14 protein-coding genes are annotated in these 17,539 nt (G+C 74.1%); 8 read left to right on the top strand and 6 right to left on the bottom strand.

Features of this window, described 5'->3' with window-relative positions; all coding sequences use genetic code 11:
* Positions 1 to 116: 116 nt before the first annotated feature.
* Positions 117 to 773 (bottom strand): rhomboid family intramembrane serine protease, encoded by a 657-nt coding sequence (locus tag ACFXHB_RS05945; RefSeq protein WP_380572444.1) that lies wholly within the window; start codon positions 771 to 773, stop codon positions 117 to 119.
* Between the two features lie 105 nt (positions 774 to 878).
* On the opposite strand from ACFXHB_RS05945, the gene ACFXHB_RS05940 reads away from it, so the two are divergent.
* On the top strand, positions 879 to 1,397 hold the full coding sequence (locus ACFXHB_RS05940) for a YbhB/YbcL family Raf kinase inhibitor-like protein (RefSeq protein ID WP_380572442.1): 519 nt from the start codon (positions 879 to 881) through the stop codon (positions 1,395 to 1,397).
* A gap of 23 nt (positions 1,398 to 1,420) precedes the next feature.
* Complete coding sequence (locus tag ACFXHB_RS05935; RefSeq protein ID WP_380572441.1) at positions 1,421 to 2,317, top strand: hypothetical protein; 897 nt, start codon at positions 1,421 to 1,423, stop codon at positions 2,315 to 2,317.
* A 13-nt stretch (positions 2,318 to 2,330) separates the two neighbouring features.
* Here the strand turns inward: ACFXHB_RS05935 and ACFXHB_RS05930 are convergent, their stop codons facing one another.
* Positions 2,331 to 3,293, bottom strand: a complete 963-nt coding sequence (locus ACFXHB_RS05930; protein ID WP_380572439.1) for a helix-turn-helix transcriptional regulator — start codon at positions 3,291 to 3,293, stop codon at positions 2,331 to 2,333.
* A gap of 96 nt (positions 3,294 to 3,389) precedes the next feature.
* Between ACFXHB_RS05930 and ACFXHB_RS05925 the strand changes: the two genes are divergently transcribed.
* Positions 3,390 to 4,913: an MFS transporter gene (locus ACFXHB_RS05925; RefSeq protein ID WP_380572663.1), complete on the top strand. Its 1,524-nt coding sequence runs from the start codon at positions 3,390 to 3,392 to the stop codon at positions 4,911 to 4,913.
* A gap of 119 nt (positions 4,914 to 5,032) precedes the next feature.
* On the opposite strand, the gene ACFXHB_RS05920 is transcribed toward ACFXHB_RS05925, so the two are convergent.
* The 4 genes from ACFXHB_RS05920 to ACFXHB_RS05905 all read right to left on the bottom strand — a co-directional run bounded on the left by ACFXHB_RS05920 (position 5,033) and on the right by ACFXHB_RS05905 (position 8,273).
* Positions 5,033 to 5,332 carry a DUF2087 domain-containing protein gene (locus tag ACFXHB_RS05920; protein WP_380572437.1) on the bottom strand — a complete coding sequence of 100 codons (300 nt, stop codon included), beginning with the start codon at positions 5,330 to 5,332 and terminating at the stop codon, positions 5,033 to 5,035.
* A 111-nt stretch (positions 5,333 to 5,443) separates the two neighbouring features.
* Positions 5,444 to 6,037 (bottom strand): HhH-GPD-type base excision DNA repair protein, encoded by a 594-nt coding sequence (locus ACFXHB_RS05915; RefSeq protein ID WP_380572436.1) that lies wholly within the window; start codon positions 6,035 to 6,037, stop codon positions 5,444 to 5,446.
* Positions 6,038 to 6,324: 287 nt separating this feature from the next.
* Complete coding sequence (locus ACFXHB_RS05910) at positions 6,325 to 6,813, bottom strand: hypothetical protein (protein WP_380572435.1); 489 nt, start codon at positions 6,811 to 6,813, stop codon at positions 6,325 to 6,327.
* Positions 6,810 to 8,273, bottom strand: coding sequence for a tetratricopeptide repeat protein (locus ACFXHB_RS05905; RefSeq protein ID WP_380572433.1), 1,464 nt, complete (start codon positions 8,271 to 8,273; stop codon positions 6,810 to 6,812). The genes ACFXHB_RS05910 and ACFXHB_RS05905 overlap by 4 nt, the downstream gene beginning before the upstream one ends.
* A 651-nt stretch (positions 8,274 to 8,924) precedes the next feature.
* Between ACFXHB_RS05905 and ACFXHB_RS05900 the strand changes: the two genes are divergently transcribed.
* The 5 genes from ACFXHB_RS05900 (at position 8,925) to ACFXHB_RS05880 (ending at position 17,337) form a co-directional block, all read left to right on the top strand.
* The gene (locus tag ACFXHB_RS05900) at positions 8,925 to 10,232 is read left to right on the top strand and encodes a multiprotein-bridging factor 1 family protein (protein ID WP_380572431.1); all 1,308 of its coding nucleotides are present in this window, start codon (positions 8,925 to 8,927) and stop codon (positions 10,230 to 10,232) included.
* A 107-nt stretch (positions 10,233 to 10,339) separates the two neighbouring features.
* Positions 10,340 to 11,152 carry a TIR domain-containing protein gene (locus tag ACFXHB_RS05895; protein WP_380572430.1) on the top strand — a complete coding sequence of 271 codons (813 nt, stop codon included), beginning with the start codon at positions 10,340 to 10,342 and terminating at the stop codon, positions 11,150 to 11,152.
* On the top strand, positions 11,149 to 13,089 hold the full coding sequence (locus ACFXHB_RS05890) for a hypothetical protein (protein WP_380572429.1): 1,941 nt from the start codon (positions 11,149 to 11,151) through the stop codon (positions 13,087 to 13,089). Before ACFXHB_RS05895 ends, ACFXHB_RS05890 begins: the two co-directional genes overlap by 4 nt.
* Before the next feature lie 5 nt (positions 13,090 to 13,094).
* Positions 13,095 to 14,378: a hypothetical protein gene (locus ACFXHB_RS05885; protein ID WP_380572428.1), complete on the top strand. Its 1,284-nt coding sequence runs from the start codon at positions 13,095 to 13,097 to the stop codon at positions 14,376 to 14,378.
* Positions 14,379 to 14,718: 340 nt separating this feature from the next.
* Positions 14,719 to 17,337, top strand: a complete 2,619-nt coding sequence (locus tag ACFXHB_RS05880; protein WP_380572426.1) for a germacradienol/geosmin synthase — start codon at positions 14,719 to 14,721, stop codon at positions 17,335 to 17,337.
* The last annotated feature ends 202 nt before the right edge of the window (positions 17,338 to 17,539 follow it).

Genomic DNA, 17,539 nt, shown 5'->3' with positions numbered 1-17,539 from the left:
TGTCCCCGTCACGCTAGCCGCAGGTCCGGGATTGGTCTATACCTGGCCGTAACGGGCGGACGTCGTGGCGGACGTCGTCCGGGTCTGCCGCCGGCCCCTCGGCGCGCGGTCGGCGGTCAGAGGCCGAGCTCGTCCAGCTCCTTGTGCAGGGCGGACCGCGGGCCGGCGGCGGCCCCGGCGGTGGTGGCGGCGGCCTTCGGACCGCGGTCGCGGAGCAGCCAGGCGGCGGCGAGCCCGCCGAGCAGACCGCCGAGGTGGCCCAGCCAGCTGACGCCCTGGGTCACCGGCAGGACCCCGATCAGGAGGTAGGAGTACACGGCCGCGACGACGACGCCGATCACCGCGTCCAGCAGGTTGCGGTCGAGCACCCCGCGCAGCACCAGGTAGCCGAAGTAGCCGTAGACCAGACCGCTGGCACCGGCCGTGACCACCCCGGGGCGCTCGCACAGCCAGACCGTGAGGCCGCTGGCCAGCACGATCAGCAGGGTCGCCCAGAGGAACTTCCGCAGGCCCCGGTAGGCGGACAGGAACCCGAACACGAACAGCGGCCAGGAGTTGGCCTCGATGTGTCCCCAGCCGAAGTGCAGCAGGGGCATGGTGAACATGTCCGGCAGCTCGTCGAGCCGACGCGGCATCAGCCCGAAGTCGCGGGAGAGCCCGTAGTCGTCCGTCCAGTTGACGACCTGCACCGCCCAGATGACGGCGAGCAGGCCGAGCATGGTGAGCAGTGCGCGGCGGGAGTCGGCCAGCAGGCAGGTGAACTTCGGGGTCATGCCCCGACTGTAGATCGGGTCCGCGCGGGGCGGCACCCCACTACAGTGAATCGCGTCATTCAGCCTGGTCCGGGCTGTCCCGGCTCGTCGAGAGGTGATCGTTTCATGAGCGTTCGTCCGCCGCTGCCCTACGAGTTCCTGCCGCAGGTGCCCTCCTTCGAGCTGACCAGTGAGGACATCGCCGAAGGCGGCGAGCTGGCCGAGGAGTTCATCCACGCCGGCGGCAACCTGTCGCCGCAGCTGGCCTGGTCCGGCCTGCCGGAGGGCACCCGGTCCATCGCCGTCACCTGCTACGACCCGGACGCCCCGACCGGCTCGGGCTGGTGGCACTGGCTCGCCCTCAACCTGCCCGGTGACCTCACCGGCCTGGCCCGCGGCGCCGGTTCGTCCGACGCCGACCTGCCCGGCGCGGCCTCGTTCCACGGCCGCAACGACTTCCCCGGCACCAAGTACGACGGCGCCGCCCCGCCGCCCGGCCCGGCACACCGCTACGCCTTCGCCGTGCACGCGCTGGACGTGGACGCGCTGGACGTCACCGCCGAGACGCCGGCGGCCCAGATCGGGTTCCACCTCACCTTCCACACGCTGGGCCGCGCGGTGCTGACCGCCGAGTTCGGCGTCTGATCCGGCGCCAGGAGTCGTCCGCGATGTCGTCACCGGCCGTTCGGCCCGTCGAGGAGTGGCGGCTGCCCGGGGAGGACGCCCGGGCGGGCCGCCGGGCCGTGGCCTGGACGGCCGGTCCGGGCGGCGAGTTGGCCGTACTGCTGGCGGACGGGACGGATCTGGCGGCGGCCGGCGCGTGGCCGCGGATCAGGACGCCGTTCGAGGGTGAGCTGGTGACGGTGACCGCGCGGGGCGAGCGGCGGCTGCCGCTCGCCCCGGTCGCCGTCGGGCCGGACCACCTGGCCCTGCTGCCCGGCGGCCGGGTGCTGGTGGCGGGCTGCCGGTCCGACGGCGAACCGGGGGCGTGGGAGCCCAATGCCGTGGTGTTCGGCGCGGACGGCCGGCCGGCCCGGGAGCTGTCGCTGGGCGACGACGTCGGGGCGCTGGTCACCGACCGGGACGGCCGGATCTGGCTGGCCTTCGGGGACGAGGGGATCTACGGCGACCATCCGTTGGCGCACTCCGGCCTGACCGCGGTGGACAGTGCCGGCCGCGTGGTCTGGCGCCCGGGACGCGGTGAACTCCCCGACTTTCCGCTGGAGGGCCTGGCCGCCGCCACCGAGGGGCGGGCCGCCTGGCTGGCCTGGTACCCCGACAGCTCGGGCAGCCACCTGACCAGGATCGACCCGGCCGGCGGACCGTCGTCGAGCGTGCGGTGCCCGGTGCGGGAGCCGGTCGGTTTCGCGATCACCGGTGGGCGGGGTGTCTTCCTGACCGCCGAGGGGGAGATCGTCCGGTGCGAGCGAGCCGGCCAGGGCTGGCAGGAGACCGGGCGCGGGCGGCTCCACCTGCCCGGTGGACTCGACCGGGAGCGGGCGCACGGCCGGGACGGCGTGCTGCGGTTCCGGGCCGGCGACGTCTGGTACCGGGTGGAGGCCTAGGCCGGAGGGAACCTCAACCGCCGAGGCCCGCCGCCCGGCCGGCGCGGGCCGCCAGTTCGCGCAGATGGGCGTGCATCTGCGGTGGCTCGTGCACCTCGAACTCGCAGCCGAGCATCACCAGGCGCATGGCCAGCCACTCCAGCGACTCCGCGCGGGAGCGGAGGCGGCAGCCGCCCCCGTCGATCGGCTCGATCTCGGAGTCGCGGCGCAGCCAGTACGGGATGTCGGCGGCGGGCATGTGCAGGGTGGCGACCAGGGTGTACGTCGGCGCGAGACGGTGGAGCTTGCTCGCCACGTACGCGGCCGCGTCCTCGGCGGGGAGCTCGCGCGGGGTGATCCGGGCGCCGGTGGCGAACGGTTCGCCGATCCGGTCCACCCGGAAGAGCCGCCAGTCGTCCCGGTCGAGGTCGAAGCCCACCAGGTACCAGCGCCGGCCTGCCGAGACCAGTCGGTTGGGCTCCACGCGGCGGTTGGACTCGGCGCCGTCGCCGGCCCGGTAGCCGAAGCGCAGCCGCTCCCGGTTGGTCACGGCGTTGGCGAGCACGGTGAGGTCCTCCGGGTCGACGGTCGGCCCGTCGCCGCTCAGCAGCGGCACGGTGGCCGCGTTCAGCGCGCCGACCCGGTGGCGCAACCGGCCCGGCAGTACCTGGAGCAGCTTGCCGAGGGCCCGGACCGAGGCCTCCTCGATGCCGACCACGGCGTGTCCGGCGGCGGCCCGCAGCCCGACCGCGATGGCGACCGCCTCCTCGTCGTCCAGCAGCAGCGGCGGCATGGCCGTCCCCGCGACCAGCCGGTAGCCGCCGACCGCGCCCATCGTCGCCTGGACGGGATAGCCGAGCTCGCGCAGCCGGTCGATGTCACGGCGGATGGTCCGGGGGCTGACCCGCAGGCGCTCGGCCAGCTCGCTGCCCGGCCACTCGCGCGGGGTCTGCAGCAGGGACAGCAGGGTCAGCAGCCGTGCCGGGGTGTCGGTCATGGTCACCAGGATGCCGGACATGGCGGACAGGAGCTGACCTACATGGCCTCTATCGTCGACGACGTGCCGAAGAGCGAGGGCGTAGGGGAGAAGAAGATGACAACGGATTCCGGAGCCGGACCGGGGGTGGGTGCCGGGGCGGTGTCCGACCGTCGGCGGTGGATCGCGCTGGCGATCGTGATGACCGCCTCGTTCATGGACCTGGTGGACGTCACCATCGTGAACATCGCGATCCCCAGCATCCAGGAGGACACCGGCGCCTCGTTCAGCGCCATCCAGTGGGTGACCGGCGGGTACGCCCTGGCCTTCGCGATCGGGCTGATCACCGGTGGCCGGCTGGGCGACATCTACGGCCGGAAGCGACTGTTCCTGATCGGGATCGGCGGTTTCACGATCGCCTCGGCGCTCTGCGGGCTGGCGACCGGTGCCGAGATGCTGGTCGCGACGCGGATCCTGCAGGGCGCGACGGCGGCGCTGATGGTGCCACAGGTGCTGTCGATCATCCACGCGACCTTCCCGGCGGAGGAGCGCGGCAAGGTGTTCGGCCTGTTCGGCGCGGTGGTCGGCCTGGGCGCCGTCTCCGGCCCGCTGATCGGCGCGCTGCTCACGGAGTGGGACCTCTTCGGGCTGGCCTGGCGGCCGATCTTCCTGATCAACCTGCCGGTGGGCATCGCCGGGCTGCTGCTCGGCCGGGCGTTCATCGGAGAGTCCCGGGCCGACAAGGCGCTCAAGCTGGACCTCGTCGGTGTGCTGCTGGCCAGTGTCGGCCTGCTGATGCTGCTCTACCCGCTCACCCACGGCCGGGAGGCCGGCTGGCCGCTCTGGGGCCACCTGTCGATGATCGGCAGCCTGCCGGTGTTCGCGCTGTTCGTCGCCTACGAGAAGGTCAAGACGCGGCGGGACGGCTCGCCGCTGGTCGAGCTGGCGCTGTTCCGGGTGAAGAGCTTCGCGGCCGGCATCGGTGTGCAGCTGACCTTCGGCGTGGTCACCGGGATCTTCTTCCTGGTCTGGACGCTCTACATGCAGATCGGGCTGGGCTGGAGCCCGCTCAAGGCCGGGACGACGGGCATCCCGTTCTCGATCGCCGTCTCGGTGGCGGCCGGGCTCTCGGTGCAGCAGCTGGTGCCCCGGTTCGGCCGCAAGGTGCTCCAGGCGGGCGCGCTGGTGATGGCGGTGGGCGCGCTGACCTACATCGCGGAGGCCGACCGGTACGGCACGGCGATCGCGCCCTGGCAGATGGCGCTGCCGCTCGTGGTGATGGGCGCCGGCATGGGTCTGATCGTCGCGCCGATCACGGACGCCGTGCTGGCGGAGGTGCCGCGTGAGCACGCCGGTTCGGCGTCGGGCCTGATCAACACGGTGAACCAGCTGGGGACGGCACTGGGGCTCGGGCTGGTGTCGGTGGTGTTCTTCGGGGCGATGGACGACGTGGTCGCCCCCGAGGCGGTCGGGACGGCCTTCGGCGGGGCGTTCGTCCACGCGATGTGGTGGGTGGTCGCGGTGCTGGTGGCGGTGTTCCTGCTGATGTTCGCGCTGCCGAGGCGGAAGGCGGCGGTCGTCGCCGACGTGGCCGACGTGGCCGACGTGGTCGCGGAGCAGCAGAAGCCGGTCCTGGTCTGACGGTGTGCGGTGGGGCCCCGGTCGCGACACGCGGCCGGGGCTCCGGGCGTTCCCGGGGCGGACGGCAACAGCCCTCTTCCTGCCGTGCGGTGCCGACAGGCCGGCCGGGGGGTGGCGCCTCAGGCCGCGCGGCGGTAGCTGCTGCCGTCCTGCGGACGGGCGAGATGGCCGCCCTCGACCAGGAAGCGGCGCAGGGCCGGGTAGTCGTCGTGCACCGCCCGCAGCGTCTCGTTGACCTCGCGCTCGCTGTAGGAGCGGTCCGCTTCGAAGAGGGTGCCGGCGAGGTGGGCGAGCAGCTGTTCGCGGCGGGCCGCCTTGCGGGGGATCGTGGGGAGGCGGCCGTCGGCGGAGAAGAGCGAGCGTACGGCGGACGCGGACGCGGTGGCGGGTGCAGGTGCGGTGCGGTCGGTGTCGGTCATCCGTCGAGCCTCGCCCGGGCAGTGGTGGGCGGGCAACACGTTTTCGGGGCCGCGGGTACGGGGGCGGCGGTCGGTCGTCCTGGGCCGGGTCCGGCCCAGGACGACCGGGCGTCAGACCTTCGCAGTCCTGGCCTCCTTGGCGGCCGCCTTCACCTCCTGCTTGTGGACGCGCACCTTGTCCAGCGATTCCGGGCCGGTGATGTCCGCGACCGACCGGTACGCCCCCTCCTCGCCGTACAGGCCCGCGGCCTCGCGCCAGCCCTCGGGCCGTACGCCGTACTGCTTGCCGAGCAGCGCCAGGAAGATCTGCGACTTCTGCTTCCCGAAGCCGGGCAGGGCGTTGAGGCGGCTGAGCAGCTCCCGGCCGGTCGCGACATCGCGCCAGAGCGCCGCCGCGTCGCCGTCGTACTGCGCCACCAGGAACTGGCACAGCTGCTGCACCCGCTTGGCCATCGCCGCCGGGTAGCGGTGCACGGCCGGCTTCTCGGAGAGCAGGGCGACGAACGCCTCGGGATTGTGGACGGCGATCTCGTGCGCGTCGAGGTCGTCCCGGCCCAGGCGCTGCGCGATGGTGAGCGGGCCGGTGAACGCCCATTCCATGGGCACCTGCTGGTCCAGCAGCATCCCGACGAGCGCGGCGAGCGCGCTGCGCCCGAGCAGGTCGTCGGCCTCGGGCTGCTGTGCGAGCCGGACGGTGACGTTCATGGGCAAGCCCTCCTCGGATCGTGGAGACTCGGATCGCCGCCCAGTCTGCTGGACGGGGGAGGAGTGATCGGCGTCAACACGCCCGTAGGGGTGGATTGGTTGCGTTGGCGGGCCTTGTCCCGGCTGGTTGGTTTGTGTTCGACCCTTACTGGTCGGCCGGACCGCCGCGCCCCGTCACCCGGCGGCGGTCCGGGTCAACGGCCCTGTTCCTCACGGGCCGTGGGCCCGCGCCGGGCCGGGCCCGGCGCGGGGATCGGCGTGCCGTCGGCGCACCGGTCGACGACCGGTCAGCTCCCCGCGATGGCATGCGCGATGGCGAGGGCGGCCACCTCGACACCGATCCTGCGCGCGATGGTGAGGGCCCAGCCGCCGGCGGCCTTCAGATGGGCGAGCGCCCCGGCTTCGTCGCCCTGCTGGGCGGCCATCTCGGCCTGGGCGACGGCGCCGACGGCGCCGTCGTGCTCGGGAGTGGTCGCCTCCTCCTTCAACGCCGTGCGCAGGGTTTCGAGTTGGCCGGCGAGGGTGGGCAGGTCGACGGCGCCTCCGTCGGCCGAGCGGAGCTGGGTGAAACTCATCTTGCTGGCCTTGGCGTTCGGGCCGACCGCACCGGCCTGGCCGTCGACGTGGTAGGTGTCGCCCATATTGAATCCTCCTTCGAAGACCACCGCCGTCGGTCGCTGCACCGTCAGTTCGCGCAGCAGGGCGGTGAGATCGGTGGTGTCGTTCTCGCTGAGCTCGATGATGATGATCCTGGTGCGGTTGGAGTCGCCGGTCACCCGCGGTCTCCCGCGGCCCGCTCGCGTTCGATGGCGGCGACGGCCCGCCGGCTCGCGACGGTGGTGGGGTGCTCCGGCCCCAGGACGCGGGTGCTCTGCTCCAGGACGGTCCGGTGCGACGCGAGGGCCTCGGTGAGGCGCCCGGCCGCGTGGTAGGTGGCGGCGAGGTCGCTCCGGCAGGCCAGCGTGAGCAGATGCGTCGGGCCGAAGAGCCGTTCGTACTGGCCGAGGGTGGTCGACAGCAGCGCGAGGGCCGGTTCGAACCGGCCCGCGTCGCGGTAGGCGATCGCGAGGTCCCGTCGGGTGGCGAGGACGGTCGGCTGCGTCGGCCCCAGAACCTGCTCCTGGCTGGTCAACGTGGCCTCGTAGAGCGGGACGGCGCGGTCGAGGTCGCCGGCGGCCCGGTAGGCGCCGGCCAGGTTGGCGCGGGCGGCCAGGGAATCGGGGTGGTCCGGTCCGAGGATCCGTTGGGACGCGGCGAGGTTCGCTTCCAGCAGGGGGACGGCGCGGTGGAGGTCGCCGGCGGCGCGGTAGGCGCTGGCCAGGTTGTTGCGGCTGGTGAGGGTGGAGGGGTGGTCCGGTCCCAGGACGCGGTCGCGGTCGGCGAGGGTCTCCTCCAGCAGGGGGACGGCGCGGTGGAGGTCGCCGGCGGCGCGGTAGGCGCTGGCCAGGTTGTTGCGGGTGGTGAGGGTGTCGGGGTGGTGGCGGCCCGACACCCGCTCGAAGGCGGCGAGCGTGGACTCGAAGAGCGGCACGGCGAACTGCAGTGCCCCGGCCTCCTGGTAGGCGCTGGCGAGGTTGTTGCGGGCGGCCAGGGTGTCGGGGTGGTCCGGTCCGAGGAGCCGCTCGGACTCGGCGACGTTCTGCTCCAGGAGCGCGGTGGCCTGCTCCAGGTCCCCGGTCTCCTGGGCCGCGATCGCCTCGTTGTTCCGCAGCGACAGATCGCCGTCCGTCCCCCGTGCCGAGGGCCGCCCGGTGGTCTCCGGGGGGCGCGGCAGGGCCGCGCTGTCCCCGAACGCGAGGCCGGTGAGATGGCCGCTCTGGATGACGACGCCGTGGAACGTCCCGCCGGAGACGCTGTTCTGGATGGTGTGGGCGGCGATCGACCGGTCGCCCTGGGCGGTGATGGTCACCGTGCCGCTGGGCTCCGGGAGCAGGGCGGACCACTCGCGGTAGAGATCGACGTTGTCGCGGAGGGCGCGGCGGACCTGGGAGCGGAGCGCGGCCAGGGCGTCGGGGTCGTCCTCCTCGACGTCGATGTCCGCCAGCAGCTCCTCCAGCGTGGTGCGGGCGGCGGGCCCGAGGTGTCGCCAGACCGCCCGGAGGAGCCGCCGGCCGGTGTCCGCCGCCTGGTCGCCCGTTTCCTCGGCCTGGGAGAGCACTCGGTGACCGAAGGTGCTCAGGGCGGAGGACAGCAGGGGACCGGCTTGCAGGACCAACTCCGAGATTCCTGCGCCCACCTTCACCTCCCTTGTAGGGCAGGGCAGTTGGCGGAAGCGTAGCTGTTCGGCGCCCGCTGGGGTGCGGGGAATCCGAATTCGGTGGTGCGCTGCGGTGTCGTGCGGTGCGGTGTCGTGGGCCGCGGTCTCGCGCGGTGCGTGGTGCGCTGTGGCGTGGCGTGGCGTGGCGTGGCCTGGCCCGGTCGGTGCCGGCGGCGGCGGCCGCCCGGTCGTCCCGGAAGTCGCCCGCTCGCGGGTCGGGGCTCCCTTCTCGGGGATTCGCGGCGGCTCCGGCGTGCCGGTGGGTTCCTTTCCGTTTCCGCGGAACGGATCGCCCTCGAACAGGGTGATCGGAGCGGGCGGACAATCGCCGTCGCGGTGAAAGTCGCCCCGCCGCTTCCGGTGACTTCCGCCGGCTCCGGGGGCCCGGTGGGCGGCGCTCGGGAGGCGGGCAGTCGTCCTGTCATATCAGTGGACTTGTCGCTAACTCCCTTTGTCCTCAGGTCGAGTAGCCGCCACATCGCCACCGGTGAAAGAGGAAACGGGAAACAGCGCCATTCCCCGTTCACCCCCCTCGTCCGCATGCCAATATTCATGCCGAGACGGGGGGAGATTCCGTCTCGGGCCCACGACGCAGGAGCACGGGCAGACGGTTCCAGAGAGGGGGTTGGCATGCGCACGCCCAAATCGCCGGACGCGGCCGGCGAGTTCGGGCCGGAACTGCGCAGACGGCGGATCGCCGCCGGACTGACGCTCACCCGGCTGGCCGAGTTGCTCAACTACAGCAAGGGCCACCTCAGCAAGATCGAACGCGGCCACAAGACGCCGCCCCCCGACCTGGCCCGCCGCTGCGACGCCCGGCTCGGCGCCGGTGGCGAGCTGGAAAGACTGGTGCCGTCCGCGGCCCCCGAGCCTGGAACGGGGGTGGACGGCGCCACGGTCGACGACGAGGCATGGCTGCTCCGGGTCGGCCGCGACGGCGTCCGCTGGCCCGGGGGCCTCGGGCGGCGCCAACTGCTCGCCGTCGGCGCGACCTCCCTGCTGGGGGCGGGAGTCGCCGCCGCCGTGGTGCCGCGGCAGGCGGCCGCCGAGACCGCGCCGGTGGACATCTTCCGCCTGCAGTTCGACCAGATGCGGACGCTCGGCCAGACCACCGACCCCGGGGTGCTGCTGCCACTGCTCACCGTGCAGACCCACACCCTGCGCGAACTCGCCGTCCAGGCCGGGGCGTCCAGCCGCCCGACGCTGCTCGCCCTCGCCGCCCGCTACGCCGAGTACGCGGGCTGGATGGCCCAGGAGGCCGGCGACGACCCGGCCGCCCTCTGGTGGACCGCCCGCGCCGTCGAACTCGCCGAGGCCGGCGGTGACCGCGACCTCGCCTCCTACGCACTCGTCCGGCGGGCCCTGGTCACCCTCTACGCGGGGGACGCCGCCCAGACCGTCGAACTGGTCGCCCGGGCCCAGGAGGGCCGGCTGCCGCCCCGGATCCGCGGCCTCGCCGCCCAGCGCGAGGCCCAGGGCCACGCGCTGGCCGGCGACCACGCGGCGAGCCTGCGCGCCCTCGACCGGGCCCGCGAGCTGCTGGCCCGGGCCGCCGCGGAGGACGGTGCCGGCCCGCCCGTGCTCGGGACGAGCACCCTCGCCGACCCCGCCGCGATGGTCACCGGCTGGTGTCTGCACGACCTCGGCCGCCCCGCGCAGGCCGCCGAGGTCCTCGACCGCGAGTACCCGCGGATCCCCGCGCACGCCGTCCGCAGCCGCGCCCGGTACGGCCTGCGGCGCGCCCTCGCGCACGCGGCCACCGGGGAGATCGAGCACGCCTGTGCGCTGGCCTCCGAACTGCTGCCGCTCGTACCGGCGTTGCGGTCGGCGACGATCAGCACCGACGTGCAGCGGCTCGCCCGCGAGCTGGCCCGGTTCCGGGCCAACCGGGCGGTGCTCGACCTCCAGCCCGCGCTCGCCGCGGCGCTCCACCCGTAGGCCCCGGCCCGCCCGGTCCCGTCCCCGGTCCCGTCCCCGCTTCCTGTCCGGCCTTTCCCCGGCGTCCCCCCGCCCTGCCCCGCAACTCCCTGGAGAGGTGATCCGTCATGCCCGACATCTTCGTGAACTACCGCACCACCGACGAGGACACCGGTGCCACCCTGATCGAGCGCGAGCTGTCCCGACGGTTCGGCAGCGAGCGGGTGTTCCGCGCCAGCAAATCGATCAAGGTCGGCCGACGCTTCCCGCAGGAACTGCTGACCGCCGTGCGGCGCAGCAGCGTGCTCATCGCCGTCATCGGCGACCGCTGGGCCGACGCCCGCACCGCGGACGGCCGGCGCGCACTCGACGACCCCGAGGACTGGACCCGGCGGGAGATCGTCGAGGCCTTCGAGAGCGGTGCGCTGGTGGTGCCGGTGCTGATCGGCCGGGCCACCCGGCTCAACCGGCGCGACCTCCCCGCCGAACTGGGGGAGTTGGCCGACTGCCAGTACCGGCGGCTGGACACCCGCAGCGCCGATGCCGACCTCGCCCGGATCGGCGACGACCTGGCCGAGGCGCTGCCCCAACTCGCCGAGGCACAACGGCAGCTCGCGAAGAGCGAGGCGGAGCAGCCGGAGAGCCGCAACCGGGTGGGCCGGGTGGACGGCAGCGTCGTCCAGGCCAGGGACTACACGCACCGGCAGAACGGCGGCATCGGCAACGTGGGCGGCGACGTGGGCACCTTCATCAACACGGCGAACGGGCCGCTGCACACGGGGAGCGGGGAGCAGCGCAACGAGATCCGCAACGGGGGTGTGCAGTTCACCGGTGAGGGCGCGAACTACCTCGAACGCGGCGGCGTGAGGCAGGAGTTCGGCGACCGCCGGGAGCGCGAGGGGCGCGACGGCCGCGACGGGAATGAGGGCCGGCACCGGTGACCGAGACCCGCATCGGGGATGCGCACGGGCCGACGCACACGGGAACCGGGGACCAGCACTTCTACTACCTGCTGGCCGGTGAGGACCGCCTGGTCCGCACCGGTATCGATCCACTGCGGGTGGCGCTGGAGCACCGCCGCTGGCTGAGCAGCCGGTTCGTCCCGCCGCGGGGCTACGGCGACGCGGCCGAGCGGCTGGAGAAGCCCGGTACGACGGTGCTGCTGGCCGGGTCGCCCGGGAGCGGGCGCCGGACGACGGCCGTGGTGCTGCTGCACCGGCAGGGCGCCGACGCCGACCGGTTCCGCGATCTGTCGTTGGCGGACCAGCGCACCGAGGAACCCGAGCCGGCCGAGGGGGACCGGATCCTGCTCGACCTCTCGGGGGCGTCCGAGCAGGAGTTCGCGGGTGAGCAGCAGTGGCTCTCGGCCTACTGGGACAAGGTCGAGCGCTCCGGTGCGCGGATGGCGGTGGTGCTCCCCGACGGGTACGACCGGCTGCTCCGGTCGGACCTCCGGCCCCTGGTGGTGCCGATCGAGCGCCCGCGCGGTGATCGCGTGCTGGCACGGCACCTGGCGCGGGCCGGCATGGACGTCCCGGCGGCGGAGTTGCGGGAGTCCGCGCTCGGCGAGTTGCTGGAACGCTCCGCCATGCGGGACGTGCAGCGGCTCGCCGAGCTCATGGAGCAGGCCCGCTCGACGGGCGGCGACCTCGCGCTCTGGGCGCGGAGGGCGGCGCAGGCGCTCCGGGACCGGAGCAGGGAGGTGGCCGACCAGGTCGCCGGCCTCGCGGAGGGCCGGCAGCGGGCGCTGCTGCTGGTGGCGGCGATGCTGAACGGGGCGCCGGCCGACGTGGTGTTCCACCAGGCCGAACGGCTGCTGGCGAAGCTGAAGCACCCGCCGGAGGACAAGCCCAGGCTCGACCGGACCGACCTCACCGAGCGCCTGGACGACCTGCGGGTGGCGGTCGACCGGGACGGGCGGATCCAGTTCGACGCGCTGGCCTACGACGCGGCGGTCCGGGCCCACTTCTGGACGTACTACCCGGACCTGCGGCCGGCGTTCGGGCAGTGGGTGGGGGAGACGGTCAGGTCGGGGCGCCTCGGCCCCCAGGACCGGCGGCTCCTGGTGGCCCGTTTCGCGGAGCAGTCGCTGCGGGTGGGCAGGACGCGGCCGCTGTTCGAGCTCGCCGAGTTCTGGGCGGCGGAGACGAGGCTGCTGCCGGAGGCCATCGAGGTGCTCGCCTGCGGGCTCGCGGACGAGCGGTTCGGCCCGGCCTTCCGAGCACGGGTCTACGACTGGGCGACCACGGCGCGGCTGGACCCGAACCTCGTCCGGGTGCTGGCGCGGATCTGCCTCGACGTGATGGCGCCCACCCACCCCGACCAGGCGCTCGTCCGGCTGCACCACCTCGCCCGGGGGGCCGCCGAGGGCGGGCCCCCGGACGCGCGGGAGGCGCTGTTCGTCCTGGTCCGGCGGGACCGGCGGCTCCACGCGAAGCTGATGGCCCGGCTGTGGGACGCGATGGAGACGCGGCGGGTGGACTCGGCGGACGTCGGGATCTTCCTCGGCCTGATGGACCCGTTGTCGTGGGCGCCGGACCGGTCCGTCGTCCGCGGTTGGCGGGCGGTGCTGGCGGTGGCCCCGAGCGGGCGGTGGGAGCCGGTGGTCGGGCGGTGGCTGTCCACGGCCCTGACGGCGCCGGCGGCCCGGGGCGAGCGGCTGATGCGGGTGCTGGTCGAGGCCGCCGAGGACCGGGCCGATCTGCTCAGCCGGCTGTACCTGGTCGGCTACGACTGGGCGGCCACCGGCGGGGACTCCTCGCAGCGGCCCGGGCGGGACGACGTGGCCCGCCGGTTCTGGCAGTTGATCGATCGTGCGCAGGGCATTGAACCGACGGACCCGCCCCGGGCGCGTCCGTCCGAGGAGAGGATCGCGTGAGCCCCATGAGCAACGCCCGTGTTGCCGCCCTCGCCGTCGCGGCGGGCGCCGTGCCCGTGGCTGTCGGGCTGCTGGCCGAGTGGCCCGTCTGGTTGTGGGCGGGGGCGGCGGCCGCGGTCGCCCTCGTGGTACGGCGGTCCGCCGGGCGCCGGGGCGCGCCGGTGGTGGAGACGCCGCGCGGGCCGTACCCGCCGTCGGCGCCCCCCGGCCACCCGCCGGTGGTCGAACTCCCCTACCAGGAGACCCGGGTGGAGGGCGTCGCGCTGCCCAGCGGGGTGCCGGACTACGACTTCCTCTTCTCGGCGACGGTCTGGTGGCGGCCGGTGCAGAACATCGGCGGCCTCGTCCACGCCAACCCGGCCGGCCTCGCGGTGGAGACCGTCCTGGCCCGGGCCCGGGCGGTGACCGAGCGGGAGCACCCCGGTCGGCTGGACCTCGTACGGCACCGGTTGGAGGGGACGCTCGGCACGCAGGGCCCGGACGCCTCCGGGCTGCTGGTGGCGATGGGCGGCCGGGTCGGGCTCGGCCTCCCGGAGGCGGATCGGGAGCGGCTCGGCAAGCTGTCCGAGGTGCGCAAGGCCGAGGAGGTGTGGGAGCACGAACGGCGCTACGAGCGGAGCAGGCGGGCCTACCTCGGCGAGGACGTGCTCAAGTCCCCCGGCAGTGCGGTGGTCTGGTGGTTGGCCCGGCACGACGAGGAGGCCAGGGAGGCGGTCGGCATGATCGGCCCGCTCGCCCAGCTGTCGGCGGCGGCCAACGACCGACCGGTCGACGACCTGTACGAGCACCTGGTCACCCGGCCGGCGCGGCAGTCGCTGCCGTTCCTGGACGCGGTGGCGCCGGGCCTGGTCTCCGCGCTGCACCACCCGGACGTGGACACCGGTCGGGTGGCGACGGGACCGGTGGCGACGGCGGACGGGCCGGGGGAGCCGGAGCGGCGCGGTCCGGCGGTGGTCGGCCCGCTGAACGCCCTGATGGACGACGCCGACCTCGACCGCGCGGAGGGCGAGCGGACCGTCTACGCGCTGCGGGTGGCCGGGATCACCGAGGCCATGGGGCACCCGGAGGCGGCGGCCCTGATCCGGGCGAGCCTGGCGGAGCCGCCCGAGGACGGTGCGCCGGTGTCCGGCGCGTTCGTGCCGGGACCGGTCCGGCCGGCGGACGGGACGGGCTCGGCGGGCCCCGGGGCCGAGGTGCCCGCGCCGGGCGGTCCGGAGGAGCCGGACGAGTCGGTGCCGGCGGCCTGGGAGGTGTACATGCGGGACTCCGTGAACGGCAGCGGGGGCTGAGCGGGACGGCGAGGCCCGCGGGGCGGTGAGGACGCCGGGGAACTCCTTCGGCCGTGCTGTCACACCCGGGCCGCGTTCGTGGTGGAGCCGCTCGCCGCGTACGGCGTGCCGGGGCGTTCCGGGGGCCGGCCCGGATCCGTACAGATGAACCAGAACGGTCCGTCGAGTCGGGCAGGAGTTCGATCCAAGTGGGTTATCTCATACGACTGTTCCGGTTCTCCGGTGAAGATCGCGGGACGGGGGTAATGCTGAGCCGACCGGGTGGTGGGCGCGGTGGACCGAAGGCTCCGCTCCGCCGTGCCGGTCGGCCTCCTCGACACGTCCAGAAAGGCTCACCCCGGTGACTCAGCCGTTCGAACTGCCCTCCTTCTACGTGCCGCACCCGGCACGCCTCAACCCCCACCTGGACGAGGCCCGTGCCCACTCCACCGGCTGGGCGCGGGAGATGGGGATGCTGGAGGGGTCGGGCATCTGGGACCAGGCCGACCTGGAGGCGCACGACTACGGCCTGCTCTGCGCCTACACCCACCCGGACGCCTCCGCCGAGGCGCTGTCCCTGGTCACCGACTGGTACGTGTGGGTCTTCTTCTTCGACGACCACTTCCTGGAGATCTACAAGCGGACCAACGACCGCGAGGGCGGCAAGGCCTATCTGGACCGGCTGCCGCTCTTCATGCCGGCCGACCCGGCCACCCCGGTGCCCGAGCCCGTCAACCCGGTCGAGGCGGGTCTGGCCGACCTCTGGCGACGCACCGTGCCCTCGATGGGCGAGGACTGGCGGATCCGGTTCGCCGAGAGCACCCGCAACCTGCTCAACGAGTCGCTCTGGGAGCTCGCCAACATCAACGCCGGGCGGATCGCCAACCCGGTCGAGTACATCGAGATGCGCCGCAAGGTCGGCGGCGCGCCCTGGTCGGCCGGGCTGATCGAGTACGCGGCCAACGCCGAGGTGCCGCGGGAGGTTTCCGGCTCCCGGCCGCTGCGCGTCCTGATGGACGCCTTCTCCGACGGCGTCCACCTGCGCAACGACATCTTCTCCTACCAGCGGGAGGTCGAGGACGAGGGCGAGCTGAGCAACGGCATCCTCGTGCTGGAGACCTTCCTGGGCTGCACGACGCAGGAGGCCGCGGAGGCCGTCAACGACCTGCTCACCTCGCGGCTCCAGCAGTTCGAGAACACCGTCGTCACCGAACTGCCCTGGCTGTTCACCGAGACCGGGCTCGACCCGGCGGGCGTCGCCCGGGTGCTGGCGTACGTCAAGGGGCTCCAGGACTGGCAGTCGGGCGGCCACGAGTGGCACATGCGGTCCAGCCGGTACATGAACGGCGGCGGCACGGCCGCCGCCGCGGCCAACTGGTGGGACCCGTACCGGATCGGCGGGATCGGGACCTCGGCACTGGACCTGCTCCGGGTCGGCGCGGGCCGCGCACTGCCGGGCGGGCTCGGTGAGTTGGGCTCGCTGAGCGGGGTCGACACGCTGGACGGCACACCCGGCTCGCCGGGCGGCGTCGACCCGGCGGTGCGGCGGGCACGGTCGCACAGCCACCTGCCGTTCCAACAGGTCGGGCCCTCCCTGCTGCCGGAGTTCGAGCTCCCGTTCACCGTGCTGCCCAGCCCGCACCTGGAGGCCTCCCGCCGGAACACCCTGGAATGGGGGGCCCGGATGGGCATGCTGGAGGCGCGGCCGGGCGTGCCGGGCTCCGGCATCTGGACGGCCGAGAAGCTCGCCGACTACGACTTCCCGCTCTGCTCGGCGGGCATCCACCCGGACGCCACCGCCGAGGAACTCGACCTCACCTCGGCCTGGTTGACCTGGGGGACGTACGGCGACGACTACTACCCGGTGGTCTTCGGACGGACCCGCGACCTGGTCGGGGCCAAGCTCCTCACCGAACGCTTCTCCGCGTTCATGCCGGTCGACGGCGGCCCGACACCGGTGCCGGTGAACGCCCTGGAGCGAGGCCTGGCCGACCTCTGGGCACGGACCAGCGCCCCGATGACGGCGGACGCCCGGCAGAAGTTCCGCGCCGCCGTCGAGGACATGACGCTGAGCTGGGTCTGGGAGCTCAACAACCAGGCGCAGCACCGGATCCCCGACCCGGTGGACTACATCGAGATGCGCCGGAAGACCTTCGGTTCCGACCTCACCATGAGCCTGTGCCGGCTGTCCCACGGCCAGGCCGTCCCGCCGGAGGTCTACCGGAGCGGGCCGATGCGCTCGCTGGAGAACGCGGCCGCCGACTACGCGTGCATGATGAACGACCTGTTCTCGTACCAGAAGGAGATCGAGTACGAGGGCGAGGTGCACAACGCCGTCCTGGTGGTGCAGAACTTCTTCGACTGCGACTACCCGGCGGCCGTCCGGATCGTCGACGACCTGATGCACTCGCGGTTGAAGCAGTTCCAGCACGTGGCGCAGAACGAGTTCCCGGTGCTCTACGACGACTTCGAGCTGGGCGCGGAGGCCCGGGAGCTGCTGGACGGGTACGTGAAGGAGCTGGAGAACTGGCTCGCGGGCATCTACGTGTGGCACCGGGACTGCCGGCGGTACGGCGAGGCGGACCTGCGGCGGCACTTCGGGCGGGACGAGGCCTGGGCGGCACCGGTGGCGCCTTCGGTGCCGGTTCCGTCGGTGCCGGTGGAGCTGCCGGTGCCGTCGGCGCCGGTGGCGCTGCCGGACGGACCTGCGGAGGGGACCTCGCCGGCCGCGCCGGTGCCGGTGGAGCTGCCGGTGCCGGCCGGCGCGGGCGCCGCGCTCCCGTTCGGCGCGTCCGGACTGGGGACGTCGGCGGCGCGGCTCGCCCTCGTGGCGGCGCCGGGGCAGGCGGCCGCGGGCGCGGTGGAGCAGGCGCCGCGCCCGGGGCTCGTGCCGACGGGCCCGGTCGGCTTCGGGACGGCGGCTGCGCGGCCGCCGCTCGCGGGGGCGGTCCCGGCGGCGCCGGGGGCGGGACAGGGGTGAGCGGATAGCGGCGGCCGGCCGGTCCGGTCCTGTGGCGGCCTGCCGGGGTGCTCCGGCGGGCCGTCGTCGTTCCGGGGCGCGTTCCGGGGCGCGTTCCGGGGCGCGGACGGGGGCCGGGTGAGGCTCCGAGTGGGCGAGGCCCCGGGTCGGCGGGGCGCGGCCCCCTCCGGGCGGGGTGCGGCCGCTCGGGGCGCGGGCGGGC

The organism is Kitasatospora sp. NPDC059327, from assembly GCF_042752535.1.
Lineage (GTDB): Bacteria > Actinomycetota > Actinomycetes > Streptomycetales > Streptomycetaceae > Kitasatospora.
The sequence above is the reverse complement of the archived record's forward strand: the minus strand, read 5'-3'. Positions and strand labels throughout refer to the sequence as shown.

Coding starts and splice junctions, on each gene's coding strand:
- ACFXHB_RS05945 (WP_380572444.1), bottom strand. CDS start 773: ATGACCCCGAAGTTCACCTGCCTGCTGGCCGACTCCCGCCGCGCACTG.
- ACFXHB_RS05940 (WP_380572442.1), top strand. CDS start 879: ATGAGCGTTCGTCCGCCGCTGCCCTACGAGTTCCTGCCGCAGGTGCCC.
- ACFXHB_RS05935 (WP_380572441.1), top strand. CDS start 1,421: ATGTCGTCACCGGCCGTTCGGCCCGTCGAGGAGTGGCGGCTGCCCGGG.
- ACFXHB_RS05930 (WP_380572439.1), bottom strand. CDS start 3,293: ATGACCGACACCCCGGCACGGCTGCTGACCCTGCTGTCCCTGCTGCAG.
- ACFXHB_RS05925 (WP_380572663.1), top strand. CDS start 3,390: ATGACAACGGATTCCGGAGCCGGACCGGGGGTGGGTGCCGGGGCGGTG.
- ACFXHB_RS05920 (WP_380572437.1), bottom strand. CDS start 5,332: ATGACCGACACCGACCGCACCGCACCTGCACCCGCCACCGCGTCCGCG.
- ACFXHB_RS05915 (WP_380572436.1), bottom strand. CDS start 6,037: ATGAACGTCACCGTCCGGCTCGCACAGCAGCCCGAGGCCGACGACCTG.
- ACFXHB_RS05900 (WP_380572431.1), top strand. CDS start 8,925: ATGCGCACGCCCAAATCGCCGGACGCGGCCGGCGAGTTCGGGCCGGAA.
- ACFXHB_RS05895 (WP_380572430.1), top strand. CDS start 10,340: ATGCCCGACATCTTCGTGAACTACCGCACCACCGACGAGGACACCGGT.
- ACFXHB_RS05885 (WP_380572428.1), top strand. CDS start 13,095: ATGAGCAACGCCCGTGTTGCCGCCCTCGCCGTCGCGGCGGGCGCCGTG.